The 13,742-nt window shown below is 35.7% G+C and carries 8 protein-coding genes; 4 read left to right on the forward strand and 4 right to left on the reverse strand.

Going from position 1 to position 13,742, the window contains the following annotated elements; genetic code table 11:
• Positions 1–133: 133 nt before the first annotated feature.
• Positions 134–832 (reverse strand): pseudouridine synthase, encoded by a 699-nt coding sequence (locus tag ACFX5D_RS12035; protein WP_379858431.1) that lies wholly within the window; start codon positions 830–832, stop codon positions 134–136.
• A 150-nt stretch (positions 833–982) separates the two neighbouring features.
• On the reverse strand, positions 983–2,518 hold the full coding sequence (locus tag ACFX5D_RS12040; RefSeq protein ID WP_379858432.1) for a YifB family Mg chelatase-like AAA ATPase: 1,536 nt from the start codon (positions 2,516–2,518) through the stop codon (positions 983–985).
• Positions 2,519–2,750: 232 nt separating this feature from the next.
• Here ACFX5D_RS12040 and ACFX5D_RS12045 point away from each other — a divergent pair, with 232 nt between their 5' ends.
• The 4 genes from ACFX5D_RS12045 to ACFX5D_RS12060 all read left to right on the forward strand — a co-directional run bounded on the left by ACFX5D_RS12045 (position 2,751) and on the right by ACFX5D_RS12060 (position 9,038).
• Entirely contained in the window at positions 2,751–5,741 is a 2,991-nt protein-coding gene (locus ACFX5D_RS12045; protein WP_379858433.1) for an amidohydrolase family protein, read from the forward strand.
• A gap of 4 nt (positions 5,742–5,745) precedes the next feature.
• A complete protein-coding gene (locus ACFX5D_RS12050) occupies positions 5,746–7,047 on the forward strand; it encodes an amidohydrolase family protein (protein ID WP_379858434.1) in 1,302 nt (433 codons plus the stop codon).
• Positions 7,048–7,051: 4 nt separating this feature from the next.
• A complete protein-coding gene (locus ACFX5D_RS12055; protein ID WP_196849711.1) occupies positions 7,052–7,429 on the forward strand; it encodes a PH domain-containing protein in 378 nt (125 codons plus the stop codon).
• Positions 7,430–7,712: 283 nt separating this feature from the next.
• A complete protein-coding gene (locus ACFX5D_RS12060) occupies positions 7,713–9,038 on the forward strand; it encodes an ammonium transporter (RefSeq protein ID WP_379858435.1) in 1,326 nt (441 codons plus the stop codon).
• Between the two features lie 162 nt (positions 9,039–9,200).
• Here the strand turns inward: ACFX5D_RS12060 and ACFX5D_RS12065 are convergent, their stop codons facing one another.
• Both ACFX5D_RS12065 and ACFX5D_RS12070 read right to left on the reverse strand, forming a co-directional pair.
• Positions 9,201–11,048 carry a CocE/NonD family hydrolase gene (locus ACFX5D_RS12065; RefSeq protein ID WP_379858436.1) on the reverse strand — a complete coding sequence of 616 codons (1,848 nt, stop codon included), beginning with the start codon at positions 11,046–11,048 and terminating at the stop codon, positions 9,201–9,203.
• Between the two features lie 224 nt (positions 11,049–11,272).
• Positions 11,273–13,742: MBG domain-containing protein (locus tag ACFX5D_RS12070; RefSeq protein WP_379858437.1), on the reverse strand; the 2,470-nt coding region annotated here is incomplete at its 5' end.

Below are 13,742 nucleotides of genomic sequence, written 5' to 3' on the forward strand. Positions count from 1 at the left end.
TGTGGAACGTTGTGATTACCATTTGCAATCAAAAATCGTTGATCAAAAATCTGAAATCTCCTCCTCTTTATACTCAAAACTGTTGTTTCCAATTACAACAATATTGTAAAGCATTACTTTACAAACTAGTATTCTATTCATAGGTATTCAAATCTAGATTAAGAACAGTACCTACTCTGCTAAACTCCTTATTAATCTTTGCATTCAAGATCAGTTGTTCATTTGTTATTGGATGATTAAAAATTAACTGATGCGCATGAAGCATCATTCCTTTCAGTTCAAAATTCTCTAACCATAATTTATTTTGTTTGTTACAACCATGTGGACGACTTCCTAAAATGGGATGAAAAATATGTTTGAAATGTTTTCGTAATTGATGCATCCGTCCCGTTTCAGGAATCGCTTCTACCAAACAATATCGTGACGTAGGTTTATTGTTAAATTCTAACTCAATTTCGGTAGTTTGCAATCGATGAAAGTAAGTTATTGCATTTTGTATAATACCATCATCATTGGTTAAATCATAATCAATCGTTAGTTCTTCGGGTGACCAACCACGTAAAATTGCTAAATACTTTTTTTCGACTTCGCGTGTGGCAAAACGATCATTCATAATTTTTAAAACCTCCTTGTACAACGCAAATAACAAGACACCAGATGTTTTGCGATCTAACCGATGAACAGGATAAACGTGTTGCCCTCCTATTTGATTTCTCAATTCTTGAATCGCATAAACTTTTGCATCGCGCGCGTAAAACGATTTGTGGACTAACAATCCACTTGGTTTATTAATTGCAATAATATATTCGTCTTGGTACAGAATTTCTAACATTTGGCAAAAATAAAAGAGATTTCTCTCGAAATCTCTTTTTTGACTTATTTATTTCTATACTTTTCTTTTTTTCCCCTCTAGCGCGAACGTATTCTTAATTTTGCAGAAGTAAAACATCAAAAATCGTTAATCAAAAATCTGAAATCTATTTTACCCTAACCAACCATCACGATCCAAACTTCTATATTGAATCGCTTCGGCAATATGACTCGAAACAACTATTGGAGCCGCATCAAGATCAGCTATCGTGCGTGCTACTTTCAAAATCCTGTCATAGGCCCGCGCCGAAAGATTCAATCGTTCCATCGCCGTTTTCAATAATTGCTTGGAAACATCGTCTAAGGCGCAATATTCCCGAATGTGTTTGGTATTCATTTGGGCATTGTAATGGATGTTTTCCATTTGCACGAAACGTTCCGTTTGGATTTCGCGAGCAGCCGTGACTCTTTTTCGAATATCGACGCTGCTTTCTGCTTTTTGGTCTTCCGATAATTTTTCGAAAGGAACTGGCGTTACTTCAATATGTATATCAATTCGATCTAATAAAGGTCCTGAAATTTTACTTAAATACCTTTGCATTTCATGTGGCGAAGAAGTTTGTGGAGAATCCGGATCGTTAAAAAAACCACTTGGACTCGGATTCATACTCGCCACCAGCATAAACGACGATGGATAAGTAACTGTAAATTTAGCTCTGGAAATCGTAACTTCTCTATCTTCTAATGGCTGACGCATTACTTCCAACACATCACGTTTAAATTCTGGCAATTCATCCAGAAACAAAACGCCATTATGCGCCATGGAAATTTCGCCGGGCTGCGGATAACTCCCTCCCCCAACAAGTGCCACATTTGAAATAGTATGGTGCGGACTTCGAAACGGTCTTTGATTCATCAAACCTACTTCCTTCAGTTTTCCCGCTACACTATGAATTTTTGTGGTTTCTAGCGCTTCACGCAACGTCATGGGCGGGAGAATACTGGGTAAACGCTTGGCAAGCATTGTCTTTCCTGCTCCCGGAGGACCAATTAGAATAATATTATGTCCACCCGCAGCAGCAATTTCCATACAGCGTTTTATAGACTCTTGTCCTTTGACATCACTAAAATCGAACTCGGGAAAATCTAAATCTTTATAAAACTCAGCGCGGGTATCAATTGTAGTTGGTTCTAATGTACCTTTTCCTTCTAAGAAATCAATAACTTCTTGAAGATTTTCTACTCCATAAACATCTAAACCAGCCACAATAGCAGCTTCTTTCACATTTTGTTTTGGAAGAAAAAAACCTTTAAATCCCTCTTCTTTTGCTTTTATAGCTATCGGTAATGCCCCTCGAATGGGCTGTAAACCGCCATCAAGTGAAAGTTCTCCCATGATGATGTATTTATCAATTTCATCCGCCTTAATTTGGGAGGAAGCCACAAGAATACCAATTGCCAAAGTCAAATCATAAGCAGAGCCTTCCTTACGCAAATCGGCGGGAGCCATATTAATTGTGATTTTTTTTCCAGGCATCGTGTATCCATTATTCTTCAAAGCTGCGGCAATTCTATAACTGCTTTCTTTTATTGCATTGTCTGGTAAGCCAACTAAATGATAACCAATTCCTTTATCAATATTTACTTCAACTGTAATGGTTGTCGCTTCAACTCCAAAAACGGCACTTCCGAAAACTTTAACTAGCATATTTACGTTATTTGCTTCTAAAGTAGAAAAAACATTTTTAATAAATATGAATAATTAAACATCATTTAATAAAATTCCCAAAAAACATTGAAATATTCATCAAACCATTAAAAAGTAAACAAATAAACTAAATTGCCTTCATTCAGAAAATAAACAAATGTTAAAATCAATTATATGTAATGTTTTACTTATTCATTTTCATATTTTTAGAGAATATTTACAAAACCAAACCATGAAAAAAATCCTACTTCTCCTCTTTTTGAGTGCTTTATTACCCAAAATTTATGCCCAAGAATATTTCCCAAATAATGAAGGTGTTAAAAATACGAACCATAATTTTACCGCTTTTACAAATGCCAAAATTTATGTGACACCCACACAAATTATTGAAAACGGGACTTTACTAATTCAAAATGGTAAAGTAATTAGTGCCGGGAACAATAGTGTAATACCTAAAAACTGCACCACAATTAATCTGAATGGTAAGTCGATTTACCCATCCTTTATTGATACTTACACGAGCTTTGGAATTGAAAAACCAAAAAACAATTCTAGTTCGGGCAGAAATCCTCTGTATGATTCTAAAAAAGAAGGCCATTACTGGAATGAAAATATTCGTTCAGAAGTTAATGCTTATGAGAGTTTCAACTATGATCAACCTAAAGCGGAAGAATTACTTAAAGCAGGTTTTGGAGTTGTCGGTACACATGTACAAGATGGAATTGCGCGTGGAACAGGAACATTGATAGCTTTAAACAACTTTGATAAGAGTACTCGGTTACTATCCGAGAAAGTAACCAATCATTTTGCATTTACGAGAAGCGCAATAACCAATCAATCTTACCCCAGCTCATTAATGGGAATGATGGCCTTGTTACGCCAAATGTATTTAGATTTAGATTGGTATAAAAATGGAAATTCTACAACCAAGGATGTATCCTTAGAAGCCCTTGCCAAGAATGAGAATTTAATTCAAATATTTGATTCGGGTGATAAATTAAATAGTTTACGCGCTTCAAAAATAGCCAAGGAATTTGGTTTGAACTACGTTTTGAAAGGTATTGGAAATGAATTCGAAAGAATTGAAGAAATAAAAAAAACAAATTCAAAATTAATCATCCCGATTAATTTCCCTGAAGCGTATGATGTTTCCGACCCAAACCAAGCCAATCAAATGGAATTGAAAGATTTACGTTTTTGGAATCAGGCACCTACTAACCTTAAAGTATTAACAGATAATAATGTTATTTTTGCTTTGACTACAGACAAATTAAAAAAAGTAGAAGATTTTAGAGTAAATCTATTAAAAGCCATAAAATATGGCTTCGATAAAACCAAAGCATTAGAAGCATTGACCATAATTCCAGCTTCGATTTTAGGAAAAAGCAATGAAATAGGAAGTTTAAAAACAGGAAGTTACGCGAATTTTGTAATAACTTCAGGTGCTATTTTTGACGAAAAAACAATAATTTATGAAAATTGGGTTCAAGGCAATAAGTATGTTATCAACGACATAACAATTAAAGATATTCGTGGTGATTATGATTTGAGTGTGGATAATCAACAATACAAATGGAAAATTAGTGGGGAAATTACTGCTCCAAAATCGATAATTACAACAATAGATTCCAAAAAAGTTAGTTCAAAACTAACGGTTTCTAATAATTGGATTTCAACAGTAATGAAGTCGATGGATTCAACAAAAACAACTTTCTCCAGATTAATTGGATATATCGATGACATCCAACTACTTTCAGGAAAAGCAATTTTATTCAATGGAAATGAGGTAAAATGGTCTGCAGTACGAACCGCTCCTTTTATAAAGCCGATTGACTCCTTGAAATTAGAAAAAAACAATACGATTATTGCAACTACATTCCCAAATGTGGCTTATGGTAATTCAAAAAAACTGACGCCTCAAACCTTATTGTTTAAAAACGCTACTGTTTGGACAAATGAAAAAGAAGGAATTCTTGAAGAAACAGATGTATTAGTTAAAAACGGTAAAATCGCATCAATAGCAAAAAATATTTCTGATGCATCAGCCACCGTTATTGACGCAAAGGGAAAACATTTGACAAGCGGAATCATAGATGAACACTCACATATTGCGATCTCGAACGGAGTTAATGAAGGAGGACAGAATTCTAGTGCCGAAGTAACGATTCAGGATGTTGTTAATTCTGAAGATGTGAATATCTATAGAGATTTAGCTGGAGGTGTTACCGCTTCTCAATTATTGCACGGCTCTGCAAATCCTATTGGAGGACGCTCCGCAATTGTCAAATGGAAATGGGGATTATCCGCAGAAGAAATGCTGTACGAAGACCAACCCAAATTCATCAAATTTGCTCTGGGAGAAAATGTAAAACAAGCCAATTGGGGAATTGTAAATCCAACGCGTTTCCCACAAACAAGAATGGGCGTTGAACAAGTTTTTACCGATTATTTCCAACGTGCAAAAGAATATGATACTACTTGGAAAAATTATAAAGCAATTAAAGGAAAATCCAAAGCGCCTAGAGTAGATCTGGAATTACAAACTTTAGTCGAAATATTGAATAAAGAACGCTTTATTACTTGTCACTCTTATGTACAATCGGAGATTTTAATGATGATGAATGTGGCCGAAAAATTCAATTTTAGAATCAATACTTTTACCCACATCCTTGAGGGTTATAAAGTGGCCGATAAAATGAAAGAGCACGGAGTTGGTGCTTCTACTTTTGCAGATTGGTGGGCGTATAAGTTTGAAGTAAATGACGCAATTCCTTATAACGGACCAATTCTTCACAATGCAGGAGTTTTAGTAGCATATAATTCAGATGATGCTGAAATGTCAAGAAGATTGAACCAAGAAGCTGCTAAAGCTGTAAAATATGGAAATATTTCAGAAGAGGAAGCTTGGAAATTCGTGACTTTGAATCCCGCAAAACTTCTACATATTGATGATAAAGTAGGAAGCATAAAAATTGGAAAAGATGCTGATGTTGTATTGTGGAACAATAATCCTTTATCCATTTACGCTAAAGCAGAAAAAACAATAATTGAAGGTGTAATGTATTATGATCTTCAAAAAGATGAAGAACAAAGGGTCGCTATTGCCAAAGAAAGAAATGAGTTAATCGGACAATTATTGCAAGAGAAGAATAAAGGAATGATTACTCAGGAGCCTAAAAAAGCAGAAAAGAAAGAATACCAATGTGATACTTTAGAAAATTAAAAAAATGAAAAATATATTTATACTATTGTTGGTATTTTGTTTATCAATAATTACGAAAGCCCAACAAACACCAGCACCTAAGCAATCTAAATCAATTCTCATCTTAAATGGCACTGCTCATATAGGTAATGGAACAGTTCTTGAGAATAGTGCAATAGGATTTAAAGATGGTAAAATTACCTTAGTTGCAGATGCGAGAGTAATACGTTTAGCTGAAGGTGCGTATGATGTTACAATTGATGCTAGTGGCAAGCAAGTTTATCCAGGCTTTATTGTACCTAATTCAACATTAGGTTTAGTGGAAATCGATGCTGTAAAATCCTCGGATGATGAGGAGGAAATTGGAAGTATTAATCCGCATGTCAGAGCTATTATTGCTTATTCTGCAGATTCAAAAGTTATCGAGACTGTGCGTCCAAACGGTGTTTTAATGGCTCAGATTACGCCTCGCGGTGGAAGGATTTCCGGAACTTCATCTATTGTTCAGCTTGATGCATGGAATTGGAAAGATGCAGTTATAAAAGAAAATGATGGAATCCACCTTAATTTCCCTTCTAGTTTCTCAAGAAGTGGTTCTTGGTTTGAACCTGGTACAATTGAAAACAATAAAGAGTACGTCAAACAAATCTCGGAAATAACAACTTTTTTAGCTAATGCAAAAGCGTATTTAGCAGATAATTCGAAAGAAAGAAATTTAATTTTTGAAGCTACGAGAGGTTTGTTTGATGGAAAGCAGACTTTATTTATTCATGCCAATGAAGAAAAGCAAATTATTGACGCTCTGCAGTTAGCCAAAGAAAATGGCATTAAAAAATTAGTGATTGTAGGCGGATATGAAGCGTATAAAACGGCTGCTTTGCTGCAAAAAAATAATGTTGGCGTTTTATTAAAGCGTGTTCATGATATGCCAGAAAATGACGATCAGGATGTTGATTTACCTTATAAGAACGCCAAGTTATTAACCGACCAAGGTGTTCTTGTAGGTTTAGAGAATAGTGGTGACCATGAAAGAATGAATACTAGAAATTTGCCATTTTTGGCAGGAACTTGCGCTGCTTACGGACTAGATAAGGAACAAGCCTTGCAACTAATTACATTTAATACTGCAAAAATACTAGGAATCGACAAACAATGTGGAACTCTAGAAGAAGGGAAAGACGCTACACTGTTTATCTCAGATGGAGATGCTTTAGATATGAGAACAAACAAATTGACAACAGCTTTTATTCAAGGCAGAACGATAAGTCTGGAAACACACCAAAGTCAACTGAACAATAGATATAAGGAAAAATATAATCAAAATTAAAAATATGGGACTATTTAATGCCATTTTAGGCAACGCATCAGAAGTTAATATCGAAAATATTTCAAGAGAATTTGAACCTATTTTGATCGATGGGGAGATAATTGAGAAAGCATATAAACTTATTCGGGATATGTTTATTTTCACAAATAAACGTTTAATTTTAGTGGAGAAACAATTGGTTGGAACTAAGGTCGATTATATGTCCATCCCTTATTCGAGTATCAAAAAATTCTCCAAAGAAAGTGCCGGAATATTGGATATGGATGCTGAATTAAAAATTTGGTTAAACAGTGAAAGTACGCCAATTTCGAAACAATTTGGAAAGGGAAGTAATAATATAAATGAAGTCTATAAAATTTTAAGCCAACATATTTTAAAATAATATTATTTTCTAATTTTATAAGAAATGTATCAATTGATGTATCATCATATTGATACATTTTTTTTATCCTTACAAATCATTAAATTTATAATAATTTCCAAAAAGGCGCATTGCTTATAAAATAAGGATTAATAAATTATTAAATTATACATTTAATTCTAACATACCTATAAAATAACAGGGGCTAAATTGAAAAATTAATAAAAATAAAAAAATATACCTGTTTTTTAATAGGGGTCAGCAATCATTTTATATTTTTATCCAAAATTTAAAAGTAAAACCTATGCGAAAGATTATTTTAAGTGTGATATTAATCACAATTCTAGTATTATCCATTTTTTCAATTCATCTTTTTGTTGAATCTACTACACTAGGCGCTCACGTTGTAGCATTAAAATTAGATACTGGAAATACCGCTTGGATGATAGTTGCCACAGCTCTTGTATTATTAATGACTCCTGGACTTGGATTCTTTTATGGTGGAATGGTAGGTAAAAAGAATGTAATTAGTACCGTATTACAAAGTTTTATGGCTATGGTTATAGTAACAGTTCTATGGGTTGTTGTTGGCTTTGGATTGTGTTTTGGACCAACAATTGGCGGATTTATAGGAAATCCTATGCCGAACTTATTTTTTCAAGGGGTAAGTGCTAATACTGCTTGGGAATTGGCTCCCACCATTCCAATGATATTATTTGCTTTATTTCAAGCAAAATTTGCAATTATTACACCAGCTTTAATAACAGGAGCATTTGCAGAACGTGTTCGTTTCTGGGCTTACTTGTTATTTATGGTTTTATTTATATTATTCATTTATGCTCCACTGTGTCATATGACTTGGCATCCAGACGGATTATTATTCGGGTGGGGAGTGCTAGATTTTGCTGGAGGAACCGTAGTTCACATGAGTGCAGGATGGGCTGCTCTTGCTGGTGCAATATTCTTAGGAAAAAGAAAAGTACAAAAGGCAAATCCGGCTCGTATTACCTACGTATTATTAGGAACAGGATTATTATGGTTTGGTTGGTTTGGTTTCAATGCAGGTTCTGCTGGGGGAGCAAGTAGTATAGCCGCACAAGCATTAGGAACTACAACAGTTGCTGCTGCTTCTGCTGCGATGGGATGGGTATTTCTTGATAAAATCCTTGGGCATAAACTTTCAGCAATGGGCGCTTGTATCGGTGCAGTTGTCGGTTTAGTAGCGATTACACCTGCCGCAGGATTCGTAAGTATCCCCCATGCGATTGCTATTGGTATTATTGCCAGCGGGGTTAGTAATCTTGTGGTTAGTAAATTCCCTAAAGGTAAAATTGATGATGCCTTAGATGTATTTGCTTGTCACGGTGTTGGTGGTATGGTAGGTATGCTTTTAACAGGTGTATTTGCTTCAAAATCAGTAAATGCAATTGTAGGAGACCACCAAGGTTTAATTTTTGGTGATGCTACTTTGTTTTTAATTCAATTAAAAGCATTAGTTCTCGTTTCTATATTTGCATTCTCAGCTTCCTATGCTTTATTCTTTATTGTAAATAAAATTACGCCTTTAAGAGTAACGGAAGAAAAAGAAGAATTGGGTTTAGATATTTCTCAACATGGAGAATATTTGTAAATCACTTTTGAAAAAAAACATACACACTCTGAAATTAAATTTTTAGAGTGTGTGTGTGTGTGTTTAATTCATTTCAATCGTTCCCTATTTTGTATTCTTTTTAAGCTACTATAGATGTCTGAACAATTTTAAAATACAACAGCAAATCTTTGTAATAATTGCTTATTTTAAAATAGAAAATTCAATTTTAGAATCATTATATATTCGATGAGTCTGTTTTCTAAAATCTTCAGGTTTAGCATAAAATATATTTTCTACAAAAGTTTGTGGATTCAAATCAATTAATGGAAACCAAGTACTCTGAATTTGGATCTGGATTTTATGTCCCTTTTTAAAAGTATGAAAAACATCCTGTAATTTGATATTTACCGCTGTTTTTTCATTTGGAATAAAAGGTTCTGGATTTGAAAAACTATTTCTGAAACGTCCTCGCATCACTTCACTGCGCACCATCATATGATAATTGCTCATCTTCAAATACGGCGCAATTTCCTTTGTTTCTGGCTCATCCTTAGGAAAAACATCCACTACTTTAATAATCCAATCAGCATCCGTACCAGTCGTAGAAACTTGAAGTCTAGCCATTATTTCCCCTGCTAATGTGGTGTCGTCATTTAAAATTTCCGTTTCAAAAACCACAACATCAGGACGTCTTGCCGCAAAGCGCTGATCATCGGTCATGTATTTCCTTGGCGTTATTCCTTTTTGATTAATATCTTCAGATGAAGGAACCGGTTTTTTTGGATCACTTATAAATTCTTCGAAAGCAAAGTTCTTATTCCCCATTTTTGACAGTTGACTGCCTTGCAAAAAGAAATCTTGTTTTTCAACTTTTTGAGGTGGCCATACAGAAAAAGTCTGCCATGCTTTTTTCCCAGTATCAAAAACATAGGCTTCTGGCAATTTATTTTCACCTTTTCCATTATTTTTTAAAAAATGACGAAAGAAATTAGCTTCAATATTTTTTTGATAAAAACCTGAAATACTATCTCCAAAATTAATATTACCTATTATTTGTTGTGGCTGATTTCTTGCCCAATCGCCATGACTCCATGGACCCATAACGATAGTGTTGTAATTTTTACTACTCTTTTCAATTGCATTGTAGGTATTTAATGGTCCGTATAAATCTTCGGCATCAAACCAACCTCCTACTACCATCACAGCAGGTTTTATATTTTTTAAATGTTGAAGAATTCCTCTTTTTTGCCAAAAACTATCGTAGCTGGAATGCTCTTTTAGTTGTTGCCAAAATTCATTTTCTTTTCCATAGTAGGTATCTAAATTCGACAATGAGCCTGCATCTAAATAAAACTGATAATCATCAACCGTTCCCGTATTTGGAAATTTATACCAAGCCTCCGTAGTTCGTTTTTCTTTTTGAGGTCCAAATAATGGTGTTGCTTTCCAATAGCTTAACAAATAGGCACCGTTATGATGAAAATCATCAAAAAAGAAATCGGAAATACAAGCCTGTGGCGAAACAGCTTTCAATGCGGGATGATTACTTAGTAAAGAATACGTAGCATAAAATCCAGGATAGGAAATCCCCCAGGTTCCCACATTACCATTATTGTGAGATACATTTTTGACTAGCCAATCTATAGTATCATACGTATCTGAGGCTTCATCAATCTCTTTTTTACTTTTTTTATTGGGAATAAAAGCGCGCATATTATCATACATTCCATCACTCATAAAACGGCCCCGAACATCCTGATAAACCACTATATATCCCTCTTTCATCATAGTTTCACTTGGGGAAATACTTTTTTTAAACTGGTTTTCGCCATAAGGTGCACAATTATAAGGAGTCCTCTGCATGATGATGGGATACTTTTTAGAAACATCTTTTGGAGAATAAATACAGGTGAATAACTCTGCCCCGTCACGCATTTTTATATGCACTTCTTTCTTAGCGTAATTTTCAGCAACATAATTTACCTTTTCATTTTGAGAGTACAGCACCACGCTTAAAAGAAAAAGAGAAATACCAAATAGTTTTTTCATGATTTTTTGTTTAAATAATTTTTAAAGATAAAAAATCTTGACAGATATAATAGGAGTTAACTTATTTTTAAGATTTTCTAATGGGGTGTTTTTATTTCTAATACTATTATTTTATTTGGTAACAACTAATTTTAAAAAGCAATCTAGGTTGATCATCACATAAAAACTCCATTTCAATAAAAAATTAAAATGGAGTTGGTTAAAAGTTTATTTGTAAATAACCTTTATTCTTTTATCAGTCTGACTATTTTTTGGTTACTACCCTGACTCACGATTACTAAATAAGTACCTGATGGTAATTCTTCTCCAAACTTAATTTCTTGACCATCACTATTAGCAATGTGTTTGATCATTCTTCCAAGTACATCATATACTGATATTTCCACTTTTTCATCACTACCACCTAATAATTTTGAGATGAATTGATATTTAGCTGGGTTTGGATATATTTTAACATCAAATGGCTCAATTTCTGAAGTTTTTTCAACAATTTCCATTTTTGTTGTTGTTGTTGTTGTTGTTGTTGTTGTTGTTGTTGTGCCTTTCTTCACGTCGTGGATTACGATGGAGCCTCCGCCTAACGCTGTTGTTGCATCTGCATTATCTGCTGCGCCAATTTGGTTATCATATACCAGACTCCCTGATGTTGTTGCCCAAATTTTAATTCTAAATTTATCTGTAACAGCTGTTGCTTTCATGTCACCGTCTATTGCAGAAACCATAAAACTATATCCAGAAATCCCGTTTATTGTCCCTTGCCCTTTATAAATAGCTTGTGCCCCAGCAATAACTAATGACATGGCATCGTGAATGCTACTAGAGAAGTTTAAATTTCCAGTTTGAAATTGAAACTCTGTATTTCCATCCACTGCAGTGCTTCCTTTTTTGTATTTGGCATTGAAACCAAAGTTAGCTTTTCCTATAAGTGTTGCGTTAGCTATATAAGCGCCCGCAGGCGAGTTAATCCATCCACCTCCAGTTACAAATCCGCCAGTTGGATCATATACTGCAAGATAGGCGTTGGATGTAGCACAACCAGCACCAGCTACAGCAGTAATCTTGTAAACTTCAGCTGTAAGACCAGTAACTGAAAATGTTGCTAACCCACTGCTGTTTGTTAGAGAACTATAACTTGTAATTCCACCATTCCCATTATCAAGCGTGAATATTACATTGATACCAGAAAGATTATTGGAAATTGATGAAGAAACTATAGCACTTAGCAATGCATTAGAACCAACAGGAACTGGTACACTACTAGCGCTGGCATCTATGGCGACACCATAAATAGTAAATATTCCGTTTATAAGTGTTACTGAATAGTTGCCTAGCTTACTGTTAGGATCATTCAATGCAGGAATTATATCGTAAGCACCCGCTACTGATGAAATTGCTGCTGTTGTACTATAACTCGCCGTAATTCCGTCACTACTTAGTACGCCATTTAATGTTCCGGTTAAACTAGGATTAGCCTGACCACAATACTTAGATTTATCACTAGCTTTTACGATTAGTTGCGCTTTACCAATTGTAAAGTTTTTGCTATCACTGCTGCCTTCATGGTTCGCATCACCTGTGTAGGTGTAACTTGCATTGGCCGTTCCAACATTAATGTTGTTTGTATAAACCGGAGTTGGTGTCAAACTCAATCCTCCTGCACCTGTTACGCTAACCGAAGCTTGGCTAATAGCCGAACCTGTATAAATAAATGGTGCGCCGGCAGCGATAGTAACTGTGGTAACACTTGGCGCTTTTGCGATGGCAAAGCCCTTGGTGTCCGTGCTGCCTTCGTGGTTCGCATCACCTGTGTATATGTAACTTGCATTGGCCGTTCCAACATTGATGTTGTTTGTATAAACCGGAGTTGGTGTCAAACTCAATCCTCCTGCACCTGTTACGCTAACCGAAGCTTGGCTAATAGCCGAACCTGTATAAGTGAATGGTGCGCCTGCAGCGATAGTAACTGTGGTAACACTTGGCGCTTTTGCGATGGCAAAGCCCTTGGTGTCCGTGCTGCCTTCATGGTTCGCATCACCTGTGTAGGTGTAACTTGCATTGGCTGTTCCAACATTAATGTTGTTTGTATAAACCGGAGTTGGTGTCAAACTCAATCCTCCTGCACCTGTTACGCTAACCGAAGCTTGGCTAATAGCCGAACCGGTATAAGTGAATGGTGCGCCGGCAGCGATAGTAACCGTGGTAACACTTGCCGCTTTTGCGATGGCAAAGCCCTTGGTGTCCGTGCTGCCTTCATGGTTCGCATCACCTGTGTAGCTGTAACTTGCCGTTGCTGTTCCAGCATTGATGTTGTTGGTATAAACCGGAGTTGGTGTCAAACTCAATCCTCCTGCACCTGTTACGCTAACCGAAGCTTGGCTAATAGCCGAACCTGTATAAATAAATGGTGCGCCGGCAGCGATAGTAACTGTGGTAACACTTGGCGCTTTTGCGATGGCAAAGCCCTTGGTGTCCGTGCTGCCTTCATGGTTCGCATCACCTGTGTAGGTGTAACTTGCATTGGCTGTTCCAACATTAATGTTGTTTGTATAAACCGGAGTTGGTGTCAAACTCAATCCTCCTGCACCTGTTACGCTAACCGAAGCTTGGCTAATAGCCGAACCTGTATAAGTGAATGGTGCTCCTGCAGCGATAGTAACCGTGGTAACACTTGGCGCTTTTGCGATGGCAAAGTCC

This window comes from Flavobacterium fructosi (assembly GCF_042787335.1).
Taxonomy (GTDB): Bacteria; Bacteroidota; Bacteroidia; order Flavobacteriales; family Flavobacteriaceae; genus Flavobacterium; species Flavobacterium fructosi.

What these genes read in the sequence shown, in the direction of transcription:
- ACFX5D_RS12035 (WP_379858431.1), bottom strand. Translation starts at nt 832, where the DNA reads ATGTTAGAAATTCTGTACCAAGACGAATATATTATTGCAATTAATAAA.
- ACFX5D_RS12040 (WP_379858432.1), bottom strand. Translation starts at nt 2,518, where the DNA reads ATGCTAGTTAAAGTTTTCGGAAGTGCCGTTTTTGGAGTTGAAGCGACA.
- ACFX5D_RS12045 (WP_379858433.1), top strand. Translation starts at nt 2,751, where the DNA reads ATGAAAAAAATCCTACTTCTCCTCTTTTTGAGTGCTTTATTACCCAAA.
- ACFX5D_RS12050 (WP_379858434.1), top strand. Translation starts at nt 5,746, where the DNA reads ATGAAAAATATATTTATACTATTGTTGGTATTTTGTTTATCAATAATT.
- ACFX5D_RS12055 (WP_196849711.1), top strand. Translation starts at nt 7,052, where the DNA reads ATGGGACTATTTAATGCCATTTTAGGCAACGCATCAGAAGTTAATATC.
- ACFX5D_RS12060 (WP_379858435.1), top strand. Translation starts at nt 7,713, where the DNA reads ATGCGAAAGATTATTTTAAGTGTGATATTAATCACAATTCTAGTATTA.
- ACFX5D_RS12065 (WP_379858436.1), bottom strand. Translation starts at nt 11,048, where the DNA reads ATGAAAAAACTATTTGGTATTTCTCTTTTTCTTTTAAGCGTGGTGCTG.